The sequence below is a fragment of the Pseudomonas sp. 67(2021) genome (genome assembly GCF_017491835.1).
GTDB lineage: Bacteria > Pseudomonadota > Gammaproteobacteria > Pseudomonadales > Pseudomonadaceae > Aquipseudomonas > Aquipseudomonas atacamensis.
The window spans coordinates 92,570-114,059 of the sequence record NZ_JAFGYL010000011.1; the positions used below are offsets into that span (position 1 = coordinate 92,570).

A 21,490-nucleotide genomic window follows, 5' to 3' on the forward strand; every position below is an offset into this window, starting at 1 on the left:
AGGCGGCAATGGGTGCCAGGCTTCAGTGCTGCTTGGCTCCCAGACAATCGATCGAGCGGTCCATCATCGCCTTGGCCATTTCCAGCAGATGCCAGACCGAGAACACCATGGCCCGATCCGCGCCCCCGAGCTGGTCACCGCATTGATGGACGGTCACCGAAGCGCAGCGCAGCAGATCGGCAACATACAGTTGGGCGTCCTCCAGCGTCACATCTTCGCTGATACTGTAGACGCGTTTCTGTCCAGCCAACGTGACCTGATTGCCGGCCAGATGTGAGTCGACGGCGCGGCACAGTGCAGAGCGATCCTTGAGCAAATCCTCGGTGAACCGCTTGCTTGAGGTAAGGCTGAGTGGCGGATCGGCAAGTTTCTTTTCCATGGGTAAACTCCTGACTTCAAGTGGGAGCCAACCATTTCGCGACTAAACGAGCAGGACGGCGGCTGCACGCGGATCAGTTGCCGGCCGGACAACTGAATCCAGTCACCGCAAAACAGTGACGACCGGAGATTAGCTACAGGATATTTCGGGTACAAGCGGGCAAATTATTCTAGGAATCGTCCTGCAAACCCGCGTGCTTCAGGCTGGCGAAACGACAAAAGTGGTGTAGGAAGCATCTGATTTTTGCGAAGGGCGTTGCCCAAAATACTGCGATCACATGGGCCAGGTTGATGGCCACCTGCCGCCATCGACCTTAGCGCTTATTCAGCCCCCGCGCCAGCCTGTCGCCACCCAACTGAATCACCGCCACCAGCGCCACCAGCAAGACGATCACCGTCAACATGATCTGGCTATCGAAGCGCTGATAACCGTAGCGATAAGCGATATCCCCCAGCCCACCAGCACCAATTGCCCCAGCCATGGCCGACGAATTGATCATCGTCACCAGGGTGATGGTGAAACCGCCGACAATCCCCGGCAGCGCCTCGGGCAGCAGCACATGCCAGACGATATGCCAGCGCCGGCAACCCATGGCCTGTGCGGCTTCGATCAGACCATGATCGACCTCGCGAAGACTCACTTCGGCGATCCGCGCGAAGAACGGCGTTGCGGCGATTGTCAGCGGCACCACAGCGGCCCACACGCCATAGGTAGTGCCGACGATCAGGCGGGTGAACGGAATCAGCGCAACCATCAGGATCAGGAACGGGATCGAGCGGAACAGATTGACGAATGCACCCAGCGCACGGTTCAACAGCGGCGCCTCATAGATCCCGCCCTTGTCACTGGTGACCAGAATCACCGCCATGGGAATCCCCGCCAGCAGCGCGATCAGCGACGACACGCCGACCATCAGGAAGGTGTCGATAAAACCCTGCAGCAAGCGATCAAACCACATAGCCCAATACCTCCACTCGTTGCGCCCACTGCCCGGCGCGCTCGCGCAATTGCTCGGCGCTGTACGCCGAGCCGCTGACGGCCAGCAACAGCTGCCCCAGCGCGTGACCCTGAATCCTTTCCACGCCGCCCTGAAGCAGCTTCACTTGACCACCCAACGCCGCAAACAACGCGGCCAGATCCGGCTCATCAGCGGCACTGCCGGTGAACTGCAAACGCAACACCACCGCTGCATTTGAAGCCGTGGATTGCGCCTGCAATCGGCTTTGCAGTTCTTCCGGCAAGGCGTGTTGCAGCGGCGCGAGCAAGGTCTGGCTGACTGCGTGTTGCGGATTGCCGAACACTTGCCACACCGGCCCTTGCTCGACCACATGGCCATGCTCAAGCACGACGACGCGATCGCAGATCTCGCGGATCACTGCCATTTCGTGAGTGATCAGCACAATGGTCAGGCCCAGGCGTTTGTTGATCTCGCGCAACAGGCCGAGGATCGACTGCGTGGTCTCCGGATCCAGCGCCGATGTCGCCTCATCGCAGAGCAGAATGTCCGGGTCATGCACCAGCGCGCGGGCAATGCCGACACGCTGTTTCTGCCCGCCTGAGAGTTGCGCCGGATAGGCCTTGTGCTTGCTTTGCAGGCCGACCAGTTCGAGCAGTTCGCGAACCTTGTTGTCGCGCTGCTCCTTCGGCACGCCGGCGACTTTCAGCGGCAACTCGACGTTCTGCCAGACGGTCTTGGCCGACATCAGATTGAAGTGCTGGAAGATCATGCCAATGCGCCGGCGCAGGGCGACGAGGCGGTCTTCATCGAACTCGCCAATGTCGACCTGATCGATCAGCACCCGCCCCGACGTTGGCTGTTCCAGGCGATTGATCGTGCGGATCAGCGACGACTTGCCGGCGCCGCTGCGGCCGATGATGCCGAACACTTCACCACGCTGAATCGCCAGGTCGATGCCCTGCAAGGCCGCGACCGGACCTTGCCGGCCGTCGTAGGCTTTGCCCACGCCGATAAAGCGTACGTGGGCGCGATTCAACTCGGGGTGCAGCTCGGTTTTTTCAGCATTGTGTGGCTCTGGAAGCTCCAGTCGCCGTTGGATCGCCGCAGTCATGTTCAGCTTTCCCAACCGGCCTGATAGAGCTTGCCGTGGGCCTTGTCCAGCGCCGCGCGAACGGCCGGTGAATGCTGATAGATGTCGACGAACTTGATCAGGCGCGGGTCGGTTTTGCTCTTCGGCTGGATGACGAACTGGATCACGTATTCCTTGTGATCGAGGCCGTCGAACAGCAGCGGCGAGCCGGCATCGAAGGTCTTCGCCAGACGGATGTAGGCTGGATAACCCTGGACCAGATCAGCGTCGTCATAAGCGCGCACCAGTTGCACGGCTTCGACCTGCAGAATCCTGATGTTCTTCGGATTGGCGACGATGTCGTCCTCGGTAGCCTTGTAGCCGACGCCGGGTTTCAGGGTGATCAAACCGGCCTTGGCGAGCAATTGCAGACCGCGACCGCTGTTGATCGGGTCGTTGGCGATGGCAACGCTGGCGCCTTCGGGCAGTTCATCGAAGCTTTTGTATTTCTTCGAATACAGGCCGACGTTGTTGATGATCCCGGGTGCGAACGGCACCAGATCGAAACCGGACGCGGCTTTGGCGTTTTCCAGGAACGGGATGTGCTGGAAATAATTCACATCAATGTCGCCAGCGGCGAGGCTGACGTTGGGCGCGATCCAGTCGGTGAATTCCACCAGCTCGACTTTCAGGCCTTGTTTGGAAGCTTCCTCGACGGCGGCTTCCAGCGGAATGGCGAAAGCGGCGGTGGTACCGATTTTCAACGGGGCGTCGGCGGCGAAGATAGCCGAGCTGAACAGGCCGAAGGCCAGGGCCAGTGCTTTGACTGGGTGGGACAGGGTTTTTTTGGTCATGGTGGTTTTTCCAGTCAGTGCATAAGATTTGTGGTGTCTGTTGTGGCCTCATCGCTGGCAAGCCAGCTCCCACAGGTTTTGTGTGCGCCGCAGACCCTTGTGGGAGCTGGCTTGCCAGCGATGCTTTTAGCGTCGGTACGAAGAGCCGGTATGTTGTTCAGGCAACTGCGCCTCACCGTGAAACAATTTCTCGCGCAAGCTGCCGCTGTCATACGCAGTCTTGTACGAGCCGCGCCGCTGCAACTCGGGAATCACCAGTTCGATGAAATCGACATAGCTTTCCGGGGTGACGATGCGGGTCAGGTTGAAGCCGTCCAGACCGGTCTCGGCGATCCACGATTCGAGTTCATCCGCCACTTGCTCGGGCGAACCGACCACGGTGATGTAACGGCCGCCGAGGGCGTGCTGGTCGAGCAATTTGCGCCGGGTCCAGTCGTTGTTCTGCAGGTTTTTCGTCGCCGACTGAATCGCATTGCTCTTCACGTACTGGATCGGTTCGTCGATTTCGTACTGGGCAAAGTCGATGCCGGTAGACGCGGAAAAATGCGCCACGCCGGCCTCGGCGCTGGCATAGCTCAGGTATTCGGCATGCTTGGCCCACGCTGCTTCTGCGGTGGCGCCGACGATCACGTTGAGGCCCATGAACACCTTGATGTCTTCAGGATTGCGCCCGGCTTCGACGGCGCTGGCGCGGACCTTGTCGACCTGCACTTTGGTCGATGGTTTGTTCTGGCCGCTGATGAACACGCACTCGGCATGACGCCCGGCAAACAGCAAGCCGCGGTCGGAGCTACCGGCCTGAAACAGCACCGGCGTGCGCTGCGGTGACGGCTCGCAGAGGTGATAACCCGCGACCTGATAGAACTCGCCCTGGTGCTCGACCTTGTGCACTTTGTCCGGGTTGGCGTAGATGCGCTGCTCGCGATCGTTGCGCACCGCGCCGTTCTCCCAGCTGCCTTCCCAGAGCTTGTACAAGACCTGCAGATATTCTTCGGCCTGGTCGTAGCGGCGGTCATGTTCGACCTGTTCGCGCAGCCCCATGGCTTTGGCGGCGCTGTCCAGGTAACCGGTGACGATGTTCCAGCCAACGCGGCCGCGACTCAAATGATCGAGCGTCGACATGCGTCGGGCGAACAGATACGGCGGCTCGTAAGTGAGATTGGCGGTGAGGCCAAAGCCGAGGTTTCTGGTGACGGCGGCCATCGCTGAAACCAGCAGCAGCGGATCGTTGACCGGCAACTGGATCGACTCTTTCAGCGTGACGTCCACCGAGTTCTGATAGACGTCGTAGACGCCGACGATGTCAGCGATGAACAAGCCATCGAACAATCCACGCTCAAGCAACTGCGCCAGTTCGGTCCAGTACTCGATCGTGTTGTAGCGGGTCGAGGTGTCGCGCGGATGCGTCCAGAGGCCGTGATTGATGTGGCCGACGCAGTTCATGTTGAACGCGTTGAGCAAAATTTTCTTTTTCGCAGCAGTCATCAGATCGTCCCTCGCAGCGGAGGGTTTTCATCGTTGAGGTAGTAATTGCCCACGGCGTGATATTTCCAGCGCACCGGGTCGTGCAGGGTGTGCACGCGCGCGTTGCGCCAGTGCCGGTCGAGGCCGTGTTCACTCAGCGTCGCCTGGCTGCCGGCCAGTTCGAACAGCGTGCTGCCGGCGGCGAGGGAAATTTCCGTGCTGATCGCCCGCGCCTCGGCAACCGCGATCGACGCGGCGGCGACGGTTTCCGCGTTGGTTTCGGCTTGCGCGGCATCGAGGATTTCGCCGGCACGTTCGAGCAAGGCTTCGGTGGCGTGCAGCCGAATGCTCAAGTGGCCGAAGCTCTTCAATGTCAGCGGATCTTCGGTGGCCGTGTCGTTGCCGGAATCGATCCACGGACGGGTCTTGCTGCGCACGAAATGCAAGGCGTCTTCGTAAGCAGCGCGGGCAATGCCGGTGTCGATGGCGGCGTGGAGAATCTGCGCCAGCGGGCCGACCGTGGTCGGGCGCTCGAAAGCGCTCTGGAACGGCAGCACGTCTTCCGCCGCTACATACACATCTTCGAACACTACCGAGCCGCTGCCAGTGGTGCGCTGGCCGAAGCCGCTCCAGTCGTCGATTACCGTCAGGCCCTTGCTCTCGCGCGGGACGAAGGCCAGTTGCTGTACGCCGTTTTCATCGACCACCGACGTCGGAATGCGCTGCGCGTAAATCGCCCCGGTCGAGTAGAACTTGCGACCGTTGATGCGATAACCATCACCATCGCGGGTGAGACGGGTGACGCGGTCGTGAGCGGTTCTGGTGCCCAGTTCTGCCAAGGCATTGCCAAAGCGCTGGCCGGCGAGGACCTCGGCGTACAGGCGCTTTTTCTGTTCATCGCTGCCATTCACGCGCAGCACTTCCAGTGCGTAGAAATGGTTCTGCGGAATCTGCCCGAGCGAACCGTCCGCCTGCGCGATCAGGGCGATGACTTTGGCCAGGGTGATGTTGGATACGCCCGCGCCGCCATATTCTTTCGGCACGCTGATGCCCCACAGGCCGGAGCGGGAAAACACTTCCAGCTCGGCCAATGGCAGGCGGCGTTCGCGGTCGCGCAGGGCGCTGTCGCGTTTGAAATCTTCGGCCAGGTCGCTGGCGACGATCAGGGCTTGCTCATCGCTGGTGATGAGCGCGACGTGATGGGAAAGCGTCATAGGGGGTTCTCCAGATGACTGGTCGTCTCAGATCCAGGAATGGCGAGCCGGCAAAGTGCCGTTCAGGCGATAGGCGCCGACCGCGTGATATTTCCAGCGCACCGGGTCGTGCAGGGTGTGCACGCGGGCGTTGCGCCAGTGGCGGTCGAGATTGAATTCGACAAGGGTCGCGCGGCTGCCGGCCAGTTCGAAGAGCTTTTCGCTGGCCAGCAGCGAAATCTCGGTGGTCAGCACTTTTGCTTCGGCCACGGCGATCGAAGCGCGTGCGGCGGATTCGGCAGTCAGCGGCGCGGCGTGGACGTCATCGAGCACTTTTCCGGCCTTGCGCAGCAGCGCTTCGGCGGCGTGCAGTTCGATTTTCAGTTTGCCGATATCGGCGATCACGTAGAGGTCATCGCTGGCGCGCTCGACCTTGGCGTCGATCCATGGCCGTGCGCGGGTTTTGACGAAGTCGATGGCGTCGTCGATGGCGCCACGGGCGATGCCGGCGTCAATGGCCGCTTGAATCAGCTGCGACACTGCGCCCTGGGTGTTCGGCTTGTCGTTGATCTTCCAGTTGTCGATGACCAGGCTCGACTCGACGCGCACGTTGTTCAGCAGGATCGTGCCGCTGGCGGTGGTGCGCTGGCCGAAGCCCGACCAGTCATCGACGATGCGCAGACCCGGCGTGCCGCGCCGGACGAAGGCCAGCACCTGTTTACCGTCATCGTTGAGCGCTTTCACCGCGACCCAATGCGCAAACAGCGCGCCGGTGGAGTAGAACTTCTGGCCGTTGATCACGTAGTCGTCGCCATCTGCACTGATTCGCGCCTTCAGTTCCAGGGTGTTTTTGGTGCCACGTTCCGGGCCGGCATTGCCGATGCGCCAGCCTTCCAGAACACTCTGGAACAGCTGCTTTTTCTGCGCTTCGGTAGCGGTGCCGAGCAGCAGATGGATGATGCCGAACTGGTTCTGCGGGATCTGCCCGAGCGCCGGGTCGGCGGCAGAAATGATCGCGAATACTTCGGCCAGCGTGACGAAGGAAACCTGCGGGCCACCGTACTCACGCGGGATGGCAATGCTGCCCAGACCGCTGCGGGTGAACTGTTCAATTTCCGACCACGGCAGCTTGCGCTGCCGGTCGCGTTTGGCCGCCTGCACACGGGCGGCTTGCGCCAGCTCGTGGGCGGCCTTGATCGCTTGAGCGTCGTTGCGCAGTACTTGCGCGGGCAACAACAGCGGGGCGATGTCCAGATCGGACTGCACGTTGGCATCTGCAAGACTGGACATCAGTGCCGCTCCCTGGCTGCACGCAATGCCCTGGCGATCTGCACTGGGGTGATTGTGTTCCGGACCATACCTACCTCACATCTCATGAAAAACGCCGCGAAGTGCGACGATTGAAAGAATGTCCGGTGGTCCGGTTCATATACCCTAAGCGTGTATAAAAATTAAATAAACTAACTTTTAGGAATATGCATAGAAGGGGGGATGTTCGGCTTGGTTAACGAGTTTCAGGTGAGAGGCGACTGACCTCCCACCTTGGGCAGGTCTCACTTGGTGCGTGATTCGGCGGCCTTTAATTCGGTTTTCAACGGGACTTTTACGTACGGATTCACGCAACCGATTTTCAACGTGCGCGGCGGTGCCCAGCGCGAGTTGTTACCGACCCGGTCGAGGATGCAGTACGTCACGTCCAGCCGCAGGTCTTCGCCCGCTTCGACAATCACCGCCGGTGGCACCCAGACCTGAATCGGCAGCCCGACATCGGCCGCAGTGACCGCCGCCAGATCCATGCGCACATCACCCCAGCGCAATGTGATGGCGTCGTCTTCTGCCATGTTCAGATAGGGCTCGATAGTCAGCGGCACGCCGCGTTTGATCTGGCTGGGGTTCACGCCCTGACGGCGAATCGCTTCGGGGATGATCACTGGTGCCAGTTGCTGGTTTTCGTCTTCGCACTGCCCAGTGGGCTGGCCACCGGGGCAATCGAGTTTGACCTGCACCCGGGTCGCCGCCGACAGTGCCGGACCCTGGCCGACCTGCATCACGCGGTAGTGAATGCGCGCGGTGCCATTGGTGATGAAACTCTCCGGCACCCGCAGGCTGACCGACTCACCCACATCGTCTGCGCTGAGGACTTTTGACGCGACATAGCATTTGTTCCAGAACAGTTCGATCAGATCGCCAACGTCCATGTCGCGGTAGGGCGGTACATCGATCAGCAGATGGGCCGCTGTCGCCTGGTTGATGCCGGTTTTTTGTGCGCATGCCAGCGTTGGCGCTGCAAGTTCGGGTGTATGCGAAGTGCGGGTCATCGGTTTCTCTCCTTGAAGTCTTGCAGCGAAATCCGTTTCTGGAAAACAAAAAAGACGCGAATCAACTGGCAATAAAAGCGAGAACTATTTGTTCGGTTTTAGTGCGAGTTGTTTGAACTAATTGGCGCCGGTTGCCGACTAGATAAAAGTCTGCGGAGAGGGGTGTCAATAGAGCGGCTTAGTTAATGCGTGAATTACAAGTTAATCAGAAAGCTCCTACGTCACTTAGGCAATATGCCTAGTGGTACGCGCGAAACCAGCTACAGATAAATGGCTATTGCGCAGGGTTTTGCGCGGGTTTGTTCGCAGGCAAACGTATGAAAATATGACGATTCGGAGGTGCGCGTAACCGTTGCGCAATATATATCTGCGCTCGCTAGTAACAAATGTAGAAAAGATTGAAATGCCGGGGGAGAGGTAACTTCCATCCGTGGAAGTGGAGGGGTATTGCTGAGAAAGTTCTCAGGCGTGATTCAGAAACTTGCTGAGAAACTGTTTGGTGCGTTCTTCTTTCGGGTTGGCAAACAGTGCCTTGGCTTCACCCTGTTCAACAATTACGCCCTTGTCGAAAAACACCACGCGATTGGCCACGTCACGGGCAAAACCCATTTCGTGGGTGACAATCACCATGGTGCGATTTTCTTCGGCAAGACCGCGAATGGTCGCCAGGACTTCACCGACCAGTTCCGGGTCGAGCGCTGAAGTCGGTTCGTCGAACAGAATCACTTCCGGCTCCATCGCCAGCGCCCGGGCAATCGCCACGCGCTGTTGCTGGCCACCGGAGAGACGGCGCGGATAGGCGTCCTCTTTGCCGGCAAGCCCCACTTTGGTCAACAGCTTTTTACCCAGAGCAACTGCCTGGTCGCGCGGCATCTTCTTGACCACGATCGGGCCTTCGATAACGTTTTCCAGGGCGGTGCGATGGGGGAACAGGTTGAAGTTCTGGAACACGAAGCCGACGTGCTGGCGCAGGTTGCGCACCAGACTCTGCTGCTGGTTCAGCGGGCGGCTGGTATCGATTTCGATATCGCCGACCTTGATCCGGCCGCTGGTGGGTTCTTCGAGGAAATTCAGGCAACGCAGGAACGTCGTTTTCCCCGAGCCACTGGGGCCGATGATCGCGACGACTTCGCCTTCCTTTACCTCAAGGTCGATGCCGTTGAGCACGACCTGACCCTTGAATTGCTTGGTCAGTTTTTCCACGACAATCATCGCGTCAGGACTCCTGGTCGTGCCGATTGACCCGCTCTTCCAACTTGTTCTGCAAGTGCGAAAGCACCGTGGCCAGAATCCAGTAGATCAGCGCGGCGGCAAGATACATGGTGAAGACTTCGAAAGTCCGGGCGGTAATCAGCTGCGCCTGACGGAACAGCTCCGGCACCTGAATGGTCGCGGCCAGCGCCGTGTCCTTGACCAGCGAAATGAAGCTATTGCCCAGCGGCGGCAAGGCCGTGCGCATCGCTTGCGGCAGGATGGCCCGGCGCAGGGTCTGCGCGCGGGTCATGCCGATACTCGCAGCAGCTTCCCACTGACCGCGTTCGATCGAACCGATCGCGGCACGGAGGATTTCACAGGCGTAGGCGGCCATGTTCAGCGAGAAACCGATCAGCGCTGCTGGCAGCGGATCAAGCTCCATGCCCAATTGCGGCAAGCCGTAATAGATCACGAACAGCTGCACCAGCAACGGCGTGCCGCGAAAGAACGACACGTAGATGCGGGCCAGCCAACTGACCGATTTGAAGCGTGACAGACGCATCAGCGCGAGGCCGAAGCCCAGCAGCAGACCGAAGAACATCCCGCCGAGGCTGAGGACTACCGTGTAGTACGCGCCCTTCAACAGAAAGGGCGCGGAATCCAGCGCGAGTTGGAAAGCCTCTTCCATTATTTAGTGACGTCTGCGTTGAAGTACTTCTTCGACAGTTTCTCAAGGGTGCCGTCGGCACGCAGTTCATCCAGAGCCTTGTTCACCGCAGCCAGCAGTTCCGGCTCGCCTTTGCGCAGGGCGATACCGGATTCCTGACGGGAGAAGGCCTCACCGGCAGCTACGGTTTTCGGGGCTTTCTTGGCGTATTCGAGGGCAGCCAGACGGTCGATCAGGATGGCATCGGTACGACCGTTGTTGAGGTCGGCGAACTTGGTCGGATCATCATCGTAGGTGCGCACGTCAGCACCCGGCACGTTGGCGCGAACCCACTGCTCGTAGTTGGTGCCCAGGCCGACACCGACTTTCTTGCCGGACAGGTCAGCGGCAGTCTTGATGTTCAGCGCCGACTCTTTGCTTTTCAGCACGAGGGCCTGGATGCCGGACACGGTGTACGGTTCGGAGAAGTCATACTTCTTCTTGCGCTCGTCGGAGATGGTCACTTGGTTGACCACCAGATCCAGACGCTTGGATTCAAGTGCGGCGAGGATGCCGTCCCATTTGGTCGGCTGGATCTTGGCCTTGACGCCGAGCTTTTGCGCCAGCGCTTCGGACAGCTCCACTTCGAAACCGGACAGCTTGCCGTTCTCGTCGACGTAGCTGAACGGTGGGTAAGTGCCTTCCAGGCCGACGTTGAGCACGCCTTTGTCCTTGATCTGTTGCAACTGCTCACCGGCCACTGCCTGACCGATCAGGCCAGCGCTCAGTGCCAGACCCAGCGAACCGACCAGCAGAGTGCGACGTAGTGCGGAAAAATTCATGACAAGCCCCTGTGTTTTCTTATGGAAGACGCTTAAGGAATGTAGGCAAATTGGTGATTTGAACGACAGCGCTATCCTGCCTTAAAGCAGCTTAAGCGTCTCGCCCGAAATTCGCCTGCGGCGAGACTATAAGATGTCTGTTTTAGACTTGAAAATACTAGATTGTGTTTCTTTTAAGGTTTTTTGGAATATGCGCCCGTTCAGTTGTGGCGAGGGGATTTATCCCCGTTCGGCTGCACTACAGTTGCAAAGTCCTGCGACGTGTACTCACTTGCGAAAGCAAGGGGCCGCTCCGCGACCCAACGGGGATAAATCCCCTCGCCACAGGTAACTGCAATCTGGCGTGATCATCTTGTCAGAAAATCCTTGTAGGCAAACAACGCCGGCGCGCCACCGGTGTGCAGGAAGATAATCGGGCCGTCATCGAAGCGCTGCCGGCCAATCCCGTCTAACAGGCCGGCCATGGCCTTGCCGGTGTATACCGGGTCAAGCAACAGACCTTCCTGAGCCGCCAACAGTTTCACCGCCGCCAAAGTCCCGGCATTTGGTTCGCCATAACGTGGGCCGAAATATTCGTCCCACAGCTCGACCTTGAAGCTGGCCGGCAACTCGACGCCCAGCAGCTCTGCCGTGCGTTCGGCCAGACCCTGCACCTTCGGGCGCTGATCTTCTTCACTGCGCGAAACGGTCACGCCGATCACCGGCAGTTGCGGCAGCGCCTCACTCAGCGCCAGTCCGAGACCACTGTGAGTACCGGCACTGCCTGAAGCCAGCACCACCGCGGCGAAATCGAGGCCGCTGTCCTTGATCTGCTCAGCAAGCTCCAGCCCGGCGCGCACATAACCCAGAGCACCAAGGGCGTTGGAGCCGCCGATCGGCACCAGATACGGCTTCTTGCCGTTGCTGCGCAGGCGGGCGGCGAGGGCAGTCAGTTGTTCGTCGGCGTTGTCGAGGTTGTCGACCAACTCGACCTTGGTGTCGAACAGATCCAGCAGCAGGCGGTTGCCGTTGCCGGTGTAATTTCCGTCATCAGTGCCCAGCGGGTTTTCCAGCAGCGCCACACAACCGAGGCCGAGTTTCGCCGCCAGCGCGGCGGTTTGGCGCACGTGGTTCGATTGCAGCGCACCGGCCGTGATCAGCGTGTCAGCACCTTGCGCGAGCGCGTCGGCGGCGAGGTATTCGAGTTTGCGCAGCTTGTTGCCACCCATCGCCAGCGGCGTCAGGTCATCGCGTTTGATGTACACCTCGCGACCGAGCCAAGTGGACAGGCGCTCGAGTTTTTCCAGCGGCGTGGGGTGGCTCAGCAGTTCGAGACGGGGGAAGCGTTGCAGCTGTTGTTTGATCATGGGTCCGTACTGGCGCAGAAGAATGAAAGGACTATAGGCACGCGTTTTTGCACGGGCAACCGCCAATCGCTTATAGCCAAATGGACTGAGGCCAGCACTATCGGTTCTTAATTCGTCGGCAAAGGCATGCCGTAAAGTAGGCGCCGATGACGCGGCCAGACAGTCCGGCCGCCCGTAAGGAGTCTTTACCGTGAGCGAGCGTTCCAGCCATTGGCAATTGCAGACCATCGTCAGCCAGCTGCGCAGCGCGCGGGATCAGTGGCGCGCACAGAATGGCCGGGCTTCAGGGGAGCAGGGCGGCCGCGAATTGCCATCGCGAGCGGCGATCGCGGAAATCCTCGAGGCGCTGTGTGGCGCGCTGTTCCCGATGCGTCTGGGGCCGGTCGATCTGCGTGAAGAAAGTGAAGATTTCTACGTCGGCCACACGCTTGATGTAGCGCTGAATGCCTTGCTGGCGCAGACGCGCCTGGAGTTGCGTTACGTTGCCCGCCACAGCGCGCAGGACGACAGTGAAGTCGAAACCCGCGCCATCCAGATCGTGCAGGATTTCGCCTTGGCCTTGCCGGGCCTGCGCACGCTGCTCGACACCGATGTGCTGGCGGCCTATCACGGCGACCCGGCGGCACGCAGCGTTGATGAAGTGCTGCTGTGTTATCCGGGTATTCTCGCTGTGATTCACCATCGCCTCGCGCACCATTTATACCGTGCCGGGCTGCCGCTGCTGGCGCGGATCAGCGCAGAGATCGCCCATTCGGCGACGGGCATCGATATCCACCCGGGCGCGCAGATCGGCCGCAGCTTCTTTATCGATCACGGCACCGGTGTGGTGATTGGCGAAACCGCGATCATTGGTGAGCGGGTGCGCATTTATCAGGCGGTGACCCTGGGGGCCAAGCGCTTCCCGGCGGATGAGGACGGCCAGTTGCAGAAGGGCCATCCGCGTCATCCGATCGTTGAGGATGACGTGGTGATTTACGCCGGGGCGACGATTCTCGGACGGATCACCATCGGCAAGGGCTCGACCATTGGCGGCAACGTCTGGCTGACGCGCAGCGTGCCGGCGGGGGCGAATCTGACGCAGGCGAATCTGCAGCATGATGACGGGACGCAGAAGTAGGTGTTGAGTCTGTGTTGTTGTATCGGGCCTCTTCGCGAGCAGACTCGCTCCCACAACTGGAATGCGTTGCAAATGTGGGAGCGAGCCTGCTCGCGAAAGATTTCCAGGCCGGATCAAGGTAGTGGCCTTAAGCCAATTCATCAGTGAACGAATCTCTCCAAACCCACGTCATACAGCTCTTTGGGCGCTGTAGGAAACCTACCGCCCAGCCCTGCGATTAGTCCTTACCACCCCATTCATGTTTAACTTGAACGTTCATTCAAGTTAAACCGGTGGTTCGCTGCCCGCTCACAACAGGAGGCTTGCCTTTGCTGAGTCCGATCATTTCAGCCACGCTTCAACCCCTCGAGGTGCACGTTTCATGAGTGCATCGTCTACCCCCGCCAGCGGTCTGGTACGCATGAATCCGCCGGTGTTCTACTTCGCCGCGACGGTCATTCTGCTGTTTGGTCTTGTCGTCATCGCCATCCCCGAACAGGCCGGCGCCTGGTTGCTGGAAGCGCAAAACTGGGCGGCCAATACGGTCGGCTGGTACTACATGCTCGCGATGACCCTGTATCTGGTCTTCGTTGTGGTCACCGCCTTATCCGGCTACGGCAAGATAAAACTCGGTGCCGACCACGACGAGCCCGAATTCAGTTACCTGTCTTGGGCCGGCATGCTGTTCGCCGCCGGGATCAGCATCACGCTGTTTTTCTTCTGCGTTTCCGAACCGCTGACCCACATGCTGCAGCCGCCACAAGGCGAGGCCGGCACCGCCGACGCCGCGCGCCAGGCGATGCAGATCCTGTTTCTGCATTGGGGCCTGCATGGCTGGGGCGTGTTTGCCTTTGTCGGCATGGCACTTGCCTATTTCGCTTATCGGCACAATCTGCCGCTGGCCCTGCGTTCGGCGCTGTATCCGCTGATTGGTAAACGCATCAACGGCCCGATCGGCTACGCGGTGGACGGCTTCGGCATCATCGCCACGGTGTTCGGTCTTGGTGCCGACATGGGCTTCGGCGTGTTGCACCTCAACTCGGGCCTGGATTATCTGTTCGGCATCGCCCACACCCAGTGGATTCAGGTCGGCCTGATCACGCTGATGATGGGCGCGGCGATCATCGTTGCGGTCTCCGGTGTCGATAAAGGCGTGCGGGTGATGTCCGACATCAACATGCTGCTGGCCTGCGGGCTGCTGCTGTTCGTGCTGTTCGCCGGGCCGACACAGCACCTGCTCAACACGCTGATCCAGAACGTCGGCGACTACCTCGGCGCCCTGCCGATGAAGAGTTTCGACCTCTACGCCTACGACAAACCGAGTGACTGGCTGGGTGGCTGGACAGTGTTCTACTGGGCCTGGTGGATTGCATGGTCGCCGTTCGTGGGCCTGTTCATCGCGCGGATCTCCCGTGGCCGCACCATCCGTGAATTCGTCTTCGGCGTGCTGCTGATTCCGCTCGGTTTCACCCTGGCGTGGATGTCGATCTTCGGCAACAGCGCCTTGGACCAGGTGCTCAATCACGGCATGAGCGCGCTCGGTATGTCGGCCATCGACAATCCGTCGATGAGCATTTACCTGCTGCTGGAAACCTACCCGTGGAGCAAGACCGTCATCGCCGTGACGGTGTTCATCAGCTTCGTGTTCTTCGTGACGTCTGCGGATTCCGGCACTGTGGTGCTCTCGACCCTGTCGGCCAAGGGTGGCAACCCGGATGAAGACGGACCGAAATGGCTGCGGGTGTTCTGGGGCGCGATGACCGCGCTGATCACCAGTGCGCTGCTGTTCTCCGGCAGCATCGATGCGCTGAAGTCGGCGGTGGTGCTGACCTCGTTGCCGTTCTCGTTGATTCTGCTGCTGATGATGTGGGGCCTGCACAAGGCGTTCTATCTGGAGTCGCAGAAGCAGATCGCGCAGTTGCATTCGCTGGCGCCGGTCTCCGGTTCGCGGCGTGGCACCGGCGGCTGGCGCCAGCGCCTGAGTCAGGCCGTGCACTTCCCGTCCCGCGATGAGGTGTACCGCTTCATGGAAAGCACGGTGCGTCCGGCAATCGAGGAAGTGACCGCCGTGTTCGTCGAAAAAGGTCTGCACGTCGTCACCCAGCCGGATCCGGCGCATGACAACGTCAGCCTGGAAATCGGTCATGGTGAGCAGCATCCGTTCATCTATCAGGTGCAGATGCGCGGCTACTTCACGCCATCGTTCGCGCGCGGCGGCATGGGTTCCAAGCAACTCAACAATCGTCGCTACTACCGCGCCGAAGTGCACTTGCGCGAGGGCAGTCAGGACTACGATCTGGTCGGCTACACCAAAGAGCAGATCATCAACGACATCCTCGACCAGTACGAACGGCACATGCAGTTCCTGCATCTGGTGCGTTGATCGACGGCTGAGTGCCGGGTCTGCTCAGGAATCGGCGCTCAGCAGCATGAACAACACCATTGCCGCCACCGGCACGCCGAACACCGCACTGCCCATTGCAATCGCCGACCCCAGCGGTTGCCCCGCATGCACCACGCCGACCGCGCCATTAATCAGCGTCAACGCCAGCCAAAGCGCCGCAAAAGCGTACGCCAGCGTGTAGCGGCTGAAGCCGATGTGTTCGCCTATATAAAGCATCAGCGCGAGCAGCACCAAGCCGAAGAAGATGATTATGGTGGTGTGCATGGCAGGTTTGGCCTGGTGGATGGGTGTTGCCTGATCGGCCGCCTTCGCGAGCAGGCTCACTCCCACAATGGATCTCGGATGGACATGAATTTCATGTCCCCAGGAGAACTCTGTGGGAGCGAGCCTGCTCGCGAAGGGGCCAACTCGACGGCACTTTGAGCATAGCCAATCCAGCCTCTGCCATATTCATAAAGTGCTTTCGCGCTCGATCACTTGGCATCGCAGCAGGTTCAGTCGTTGCACTGCGTCGTTTGGCAGGACGCCAAGACTCTTCAGCACCCGCGTTGCCGCCAGCACACCAATCTCCAGCGAGGCTGAAGCGCAGGAAAAAATGTGAAACGTTTCAGCAATTGGTCGAACCGGAGATCGGCGCCGCGCCGCTTGGGCGTATGCTGGGCGTGTTGTTCAGAACTGGATATGAAGGCCGGACGTTGCGGCAGAACCTGGGGCTGGTTCGGCCTGCAAATCGTTTTGCATGATTGATGGGGCTTTTGTGGCGAGGAGAATCATCCCCGTTCGGCTGCGAAGCAGTCGTAAAACCAGCGCACTCGGTACACCTGATTCACCGAGGTTTCAGGTTTTGGGACGGCTTCGCCACCCATCGGGGATAAATCCCCTCGCCACATAGTTTGGTTTCACCCTCAATCTGCTGTTAATCAAACAAGAGAGGATTCGATGACTTACACCGCTGCCGAAAACCGCTACGACTCCATTCCTTACCGCCGCGTCGGCCGCAGCGGTCTGGTGCTGCCGGCCTTGTCGTTGGGCCTGTGGCACAACTTTGGCGACAGCACCCCGATCGAGACCCAGCGTGCCTTGCTGCGCACCGCGTTCGATCTGGGCATCAACCATTTCGATCTGGCCAACAACTACGGCCCGCCATACGGCAGCGCCGAGATCAATTTCGGTCGGCTGCTGCGCGAAGACTTCAAGCAATACCGCGACGAGTTGATCATCTCCAGCAAGGCTGGTTGGGACATGTGGCCCGGCCCGTATGGTCAGGGCGGCGGTTCGCGCAAATACGTACTGGCCAGCCTCGACCAGAGCCTGCAACGCCTCGGCCTGGACTATGTGGACATCTTTTATTCGCACCGCTTCGACCCGGACACTCCACTGGAAGAAACCGCCAGCGCCCTCGCCACCGCCGTGCAGCAGGGCAAGGCTTTGTACATCGGCATCTCGTCCTACTCAGGGGTGAAAACCCGAGAAATGGCCGCGCTGCTGAAAGAATGGAAAGTGCCGCTGCTGATTCATCAACCGGCGTACAACCTGCTCAACCGCTGGGTGGAAAAGGATCTGCTCGATACCACTGACGAACTCGGCACGGGCGTCATCGCCTTCACGCCGCTGGCGCAGGGTTTGCTCACCGACAAATACCTCAACGGCGTGCCGGCCGATGCGCGAGTCAATCGTCCCGGCGGTGGTTCGTTGCAGGCTTCGCACTTGTCCGAGGCCAACATCGCTCACGTGCGAGCGTTGAACGAGATCGCCCAGCGTCGCGGCCAGAGTCTGGCGCAACTGGCATTGGCGTGGACCCTGCGTGATCCACGAGTGACCTCGGCACTGATCGGCGCGAGCCGGCCGGAGCAGATCATCGAGAACGTCGGCGCGCTGAAGAATCTGAATTTCAGTGCTGAAGAGCTGGCGGAGATTGATCGGTTTGCCCAGGAGGGCGGGATCAATCTTTGGGAGAAGCCTTCAACAGCCGAATAAGCCGCTGAGAGGATCGTTCCCACGCTCTGCGTGGGAATGCCGCCCGGGACGCTCTGCGTCCCATCTAAAGCCGAACGCGAAGCGTCCGTTGATGCATTCCCACGCAGAGCGAGGGAACGATCATCAGCGATCACTTGAAGAACGGCACATCCCCCAACACCGTCGCCCGCTGCATCACCCGCCGCGCCGGTCGGTAATCGTCCACCGCGTAATGCTGGGTCACGCGGTTGTCCCAGAAGGCAATATCGTCTTTCTGCCAGCGCCAGCGAATGGTGAATTCCGGTCGCGTCGCGTGGGCGAACAGAAACTTCAGAATCGCCTCACTCTCGGTTTCCGACAGCTCGTTGATCTTCGAGGTAAACCCTTCATTGACGAACAGTGAGCGCCGGCCGCTCACCGGGTGCGTACGGATCACCGGGTGCGACAGCGGTGGATTCTTGCGCCGTGCTTCTTCCCACTGCGCCAGCGCTTCAGGCGTGTTGCCGTAGCGCTCGAGCGGAAACGAACGAGTGAAATCGTGGGTGGCGGTCAGACCTTCGAGCAGGGTTTTCATCGGTGCCGACAGCGCTTCATATGCCGCGATGCCGCTGGCCCACAACGTGTCACCACCGAACTCCGGCAGCAACTTGGCGCTGAGCACTGCGCCCATCGCCGGCGTCGGCAGGAAGGTCACGTCGGTGTGCCAGATCGCGTTATCGCGCACGTCGGTGACGGCGGTGTCGAGGATCAGTACTTCCGGTTGTTCCGGCACGTTCGGGTAGATCGGATGAATGTGCAGGTCGCCGAAATAATGCGCGAAACGTGCCTGCTGTGCCGGCTCGATCGGCTGGTTGCGGAAGAACAGCACCTGATACTTGAGCAGCGCCTGTTCGATGGCGTCGCGGTGTTCCAGGCTCAGCGGCTGGCTGATGTCGACGCCACTGATCTGCGCGCCGAGGGCCGAGCTTAATGGGGTGATGCTGAGGGTGCTCATGGTCGTTCTCTTCGAATTCGGAGTGTCATGCTTTTGTGGGAGCGAGCCTGCTCGCGAATGCAGAGTGTCAGGCGACAGTGCAGTGACTGATCTAACGCTTTCGCGAGCAGGCTCGCTCCCACAGGGGAATTTTCACAAAGCGATTTAGTGCGCCTGGCCGTGCCACGGCACCAATCTGCGCTGCAATGCGCGCAGGCCCATTTCCATGGCGAAGGCGATCAGGGCGATGACCAGAATTCCCAGCACCACCACATCGGTGACCAGAAACTGCGCGGCCGACTGCACCATGAAGCCCAGGCCACTGGTGGCCGCGATCAGTTCAGCGGCGACCAGGGTCGACCAGCCGACGCCCAGACCAATGCGCACGCCGGTGAGAATGTCCGGCAGAGCGCTCGGCAAAATCACATGGCGAATCAACTGCACGCGCGTCGCGCCCAACGACTGCGCCGCGCGCAGTTTTGCCGGGTCGACGGTACGCACGCCAGTCGCGGTGGCGATGGCAATCGGCGCAAAAATCGCCAGATAGATCAGCAGCACTTTCGACAACTCGCCGATGCCGCACCAGATCACGATCAGCGGCAGATAGGCCAGCGGCGGGATCGGGCGGTAGAACTCGATCAGCGGATCGAGCACACCGCGGGAAATGCGGTTGGTACCGATGGCAATGCCCACCGGCACGGCGGTCAGAATCGCAAAAGCGAGACCCAGGCCGATGCGGCTCAGGCTCGCGCCGAGGTGCTGCCACAGCGTCGAATCCATGTATCCGGAAGTCGCCAATAGCCAGCCCTTTTGCAGCACGGCAGAGGGCGGTGGCAGAAACAGCGGTTCGATCATCCCGGTCGCGGTCACCGCCCACCAGATCGCCAGCAGGCCGAACAGGGTCAGCAGGCTGATCCAGCGAGTGCTGAGGCTGCGGCGCACCGGGATGCTCACCGAAGGTGTTTTCACCGCCGCAGCGGAAACGTCGTAACTGCTCATGCGCGCTCCTGCCGGGATACGGCGCTGCGTTGCGAGAAGACTTTGCTCAGCACGTGCTCGCGGGTTTCGATAAAACGCGGATCGGATTTGATCGCGCGCGCCGACTCGCCAGCGGCATAACGCTGACCGAAATCCAATCGCAGGCGCTCGACGATCTGCCCTGGATTCGGCGCCAGCAGAATCAGGTCCGTGGCGAGGAACACCGCTTCTTCAATGTCGTGGGTAATCAGAAAAACCGGTTTGGCAGTGCGCTGCCAGACTTGCAGCAACAGCTCCTGCATCTGCTCGCGAGTGAATGCATCAAGCGCACCGAACGGCTCGTCCATCAGCAACACGCGCGGGTCGGCGGCCAGGGCGCGGGCGAGGCCGACGCGTTGTTTCTGGCCACCGGACAATTGCCAGATGCGTCGGTCTTCGAAGCCGGCGAGATCGACCAGTGCGAGCATTTCCCGGGCGCGCTGTTCGCGTTTGTCCTTGCCGACACCGGCCAGTTCAAGGCCGAAGGCGACGTTGGCCAATACGTCCTGCCAGGGCAGCAAGGCGTCGTCCTGAAACACCACGCCACGTTCGGCGCTCGGGCCTTTGACCGGCACGCCGTCGAGGGTGATGCGCCCGGCACTCGGTTCGACGAAGCCGGCAATCAGGTTCAACAGCGAAGTCTTGCCACTGCCGGACGGGCCGAGGGCGACCAGCAATTGCTGCGGCCCGAGGGTCAGAGAAATATCCGCCAGCACCGGCTCGGGGCTGCCCGGGTACTGTGCGCTGATGCGCTCCAGCTGTAGCAAGGCCATCGCTGTATCTCCCGATCAGTTGGTGATGTATTTGGCGCTGACGTAAGGCGCGTAGTCCGGCAGCACGGCTTCGACCTTGCCTTGCTCCTTGAGGAACGCGGCGGTGTCAGTGATGGCTTTGGTGGTCGGCGCGCCGAGGTCACTGACCTGATCCGCCGCCAGCGGGTAGACGTTGCCCTGCAGCAGCAATGGGATGTCGCTGGCCTTGGCGCCGGAGAGTTTGACCAGTTTGTCGACGTTGCTCTGATTGGCCAGCCAGGCCTGCGGATCCCTGCGGTAATCGGCGTAGGCGTCGAGGGTGACCTTGGCGAACGCGGTGACGATTTCCGGGTGCTTTTCGGCGAAGTCTTTGCGCACGATCCAAGCATCGAAGGTAGGCGCGCCGAACTTGGCCAGCTCGCCGGAGGTGATCAGCACTTTGCCGTTTTCCTTGGCCACGCCCAGTGCCGGATCCCACACGTAAGTGGCGTCGATGTCACCGCGTTTCCACGCCGCGATGATGGCTGGCGGCGCGAGGTTGAGCACGGTGACTTTCGACGGGTCGATGTTCCAGTGCTTGAGCGCGGCGAGCAGGCTGTAGTGCCCGGTGGACACGAACGGCACGGCGATTTTCTTGCCGATCAGATCCTGCGGAGTCTTGATGCCGGAGCCGTCGCGCGCGACCAGTGCTTCAGCGGCGCCGATCTGCGTGGCAATCAGGAAGGTTTCCACCGGCACTTTGCGGGTGATGGCAGCGGTCAGCGGGCTCGAACCGAGGTAGCCGATCTGCACATCGCCGGAAGCGATGGCGGCGATGATGTCGGCGCCGTTATCGAACTTGCGCCAGCTGATGTCGGCCTTGGTGGCTTTCTCGTAGGCGCCATCGGCCTGAGCGACCTTGGCCGGGTCGACGGTAGTCTGGTAGGCGACAGTGAGGTCGGCCGCCTGGGCGAGGCAGCTTGCAGCGGCCAGTAAGGCGGCGGCGAGCAGGCGAAGCGGGAAATTCAGTTTCAATTGAGAGCTCCAGAT

The 21,490-nt window shown here is 60.5% G+C and carries 20 protein-coding genes and 1 pseudogene; 3 read left to right on the plus strand and 18 right to left on the minus strand.

Features of this window, described 5'->3' with window-relative positions; genetic code table 11:
• Positions 1-22: 22 nt before the first annotated feature.
• The 12 genes from J5M66_RS15370 to J5M66_RS15425 form a co-directional block, all read right to left on the minus strand.
• A complete protein-coding gene (locus J5M66_RS15370; protein WP_016772210.1) occupies positions 23-379 on the minus strand; it encodes a hypothetical protein in 357 nt (118 codons plus the stop codon).
• Positions 380-692: 313 nt separating this feature from the next.
• A complete protein-coding gene (locus J5M66_RS15375) occupies positions 693-1,337 on the minus strand; it encodes a methionine ABC transporter permease (RefSeq protein ID WP_016772208.1) in 645 nt (214 codons plus the stop codon).
• Entirely contained in the window at positions 1,327-2,448 is a 1,122-nt protein-coding gene (locus J5M66_RS15380; RefSeq protein WP_207808043.1) for an ATP-binding cassette domain-containing protein, read from the minus strand. Before J5M66_RS15380 ends, J5M66_RS15375 begins: the two co-directional genes overlap by 11 nt.
• Positions 2,449-2,450: 2 nt before the next feature.
• A complete protein-coding gene (locus tag J5M66_RS15385; RefSeq protein ID WP_207808042.1) occupies positions 2,451-3,260 on the minus strand; it encodes a MetQ/NlpA family ABC transporter substrate-binding protein in 810 nt (269 codons plus the stop codon).
• 126 nt (positions 3,261-3,386) lie between these two features.
• Positions 3,387-4,745, minus strand: a complete 1,359-nt coding sequence (locus J5M66_RS15390; protein ID WP_207808041.1) for an LLM class flavin-dependent oxidoreductase — start codon at positions 4,743-4,745, stop codon at positions 3,387-3,389.
• The gene (locus tag J5M66_RS15395; RefSeq protein WP_206421248.1) at positions 4,745-5,938 is read right to left on the minus strand and encodes an SfnB family sulfur acquisition oxidoreductase; all 1,194 of its coding nucleotides are present in this window, start codon (positions 5,936-5,938) and stop codon (positions 4,745-4,747) included. Before J5M66_RS15395 ends, J5M66_RS15390 begins: the two co-directional genes overlap by 1 nt.
• A 27-nt stretch (positions 5,939-5,965) precedes the next feature.
• Positions 5,966-7,207 carry an SfnB family sulfur acquisition oxidoreductase gene (locus J5M66_RS15400; protein WP_207808039.1) on the minus strand — a complete coding sequence of 414 codons (1,242 nt, stop codon included), beginning with the start codon at positions 7,205-7,207 and terminating at the stop codon, positions 5,966-5,968.
• Between the two features lie 263 nt (positions 7,208-7,470).
• Positions 7,471-8,235 carry a hypothetical protein gene (locus J5M66_RS15405; RefSeq protein ID WP_123444087.1) on the minus strand — a complete coding sequence of 255 codons (765 nt, stop codon included), beginning with the start codon at positions 8,233-8,235 and terminating at the stop codon, positions 7,471-7,473.
• Positions 8,236-8,697: 462 nt separating this feature from the next.
• Positions 8,698-9,447, minus strand: coding sequence for an L-cystine ABC transporter ATP-binding protein TcyN (tcyN, locus tag J5M66_RS15410; protein WP_076565047.1), 750 nt, complete (start codon positions 9,445-9,447; stop codon positions 8,698-8,700).
• A 4-nt stretch (positions 9,448-9,451) separates the two neighbouring features.
• On the minus strand, positions 9,452-10,117 hold the full coding sequence (gene tcyL, locus J5M66_RS15415; protein ID WP_016772200.1) for a cystine ABC transporter permease: 666 nt from the start codon (positions 10,115-10,117) through the stop codon (positions 9,452-9,454).
• The gene (gene tcyJ / locus J5M66_RS15420; RefSeq protein ID WP_016772199.1) at positions 10,117-10,917 is read right to left on the minus strand and encodes a cystine ABC transporter substrate-binding protein; all 801 of its coding nucleotides are present in this window, start codon (positions 10,915-10,917) and stop codon (positions 10,117-10,119) included. Before tcyJ ends, tcyL begins: the two co-directional genes overlap by 1 nt.
• Positions 10,918-11,264: 347 nt before the next feature.
• Positions 11,265-12,263, minus strand: a complete 999-nt coding sequence (locus J5M66_RS15425; protein ID WP_122751833.1) for a D-cysteine desulfhydrase — start codon at positions 12,261-12,263, stop codon at positions 11,265-11,267.
• Between the two features lie 190 nt (positions 12,264-12,453).
• Between J5M66_RS15425 and epsC the strand changes: the two genes are divergently transcribed.
• A complete protein-coding gene (gene epsC / locus J5M66_RS15430) occupies positions 12,454-13,380 on the plus strand; it encodes a serine O-acetyltransferase EpsC (RefSeq protein WP_207808038.1) in 927 nt (308 codons plus the stop codon).
• 400 nt (positions 13,381-13,780) lie between these two features.
• Positions 13,781-15,742, plus strand: coding sequence for a choline BCCT transporter BetT (gene betT / locus J5M66_RS15435; RefSeq protein ID WP_207808089.1), 1,962 nt, complete (start codon positions 13,781-13,783; stop codon positions 15,740-15,742).
• A gap of 24 nt (positions 15,743-15,766) precedes the next feature.
• Here the strand turns inward: betT and J5M66_RS15440 are convergent, their stop codons facing one another.
• Together J5M66_RS15440 and J5M66_RS15445 are read right to left on the minus strand one after the other, a co-directional pair.
• Positions 15,767-16,027: a hypothetical protein gene (locus J5M66_RS15440; RefSeq protein ID WP_207808036.1), complete on the minus strand. Its 261-nt coding sequence runs from the start codon at positions 16,025-16,027 to the stop codon at positions 15,767-15,769.
• 186 nt (positions 16,028-16,213) lie between these two features.
• Positions 16,214-16,336, minus strand: a pseudogene (locus J5M66_RS15445) (LacI family transcriptional regulator); the annotation flags it as partial.
• A 366-nt stretch (positions 16,337-16,702) separates the two neighbouring features.
• Here J5M66_RS15445 and mgrA point away from each other — a divergent pair.
• The gene (mgrA, locus tag J5M66_RS15450) at positions 16,703-17,740 is read left to right on the plus strand and encodes an L-glyceraldehyde 3-phosphate reductase (protein ID WP_016772192.1); all 1,038 of its coding nucleotides are present in this window, start codon (positions 16,703-16,705) and stop codon (positions 17,738-17,740) included.
• A gap of 130 nt (positions 17,741-17,870) precedes the next feature.
• On the opposite strand, the gene tauD is transcribed toward mgrA, so the two are convergent.
• The 4 genes from tauD to tauA form a co-directional block, all read right to left on the minus strand.
• Entirely contained in the window at positions 17,871-18,713 is an 843-nt protein-coding gene (gene tauD / locus J5M66_RS15455; protein ID WP_207808034.1) for a taurine dioxygenase, read from the minus strand.
• A gap of 144 nt (positions 18,714-18,857) precedes the next feature.
• Positions 18,858-19,691, minus strand: coding sequence for a taurine ABC transporter permease TauC (gene tauC / locus J5M66_RS15460; protein ID WP_207808033.1), 834 nt, complete (start codon positions 19,689-19,691; stop codon positions 18,858-18,860).
• The gene (gene tauB / locus J5M66_RS15465) at positions 19,688-20,482 is read right to left on the minus strand and encodes a taurine ABC transporter ATP-binding subunit (RefSeq protein WP_207808031.1); all 795 of its coding nucleotides are present in this window, start codon (positions 20,480-20,482) and stop codon (positions 19,688-19,690) included. Before tauB ends, tauC begins: the two co-directional genes overlap by 4 nt.
• 15 nt (positions 20,483-20,497) lie before the next feature.
• Entirely contained in the window at positions 20,498-21,475 is a 978-nt protein-coding gene (gene tauA / locus J5M66_RS15470; RefSeq protein ID WP_207808030.1) for a taurine ABC transporter substrate-binding protein, read from the minus strand.
• Between the last annotated feature and the right edge of the window lie 15 nt (positions 21,476-21,490).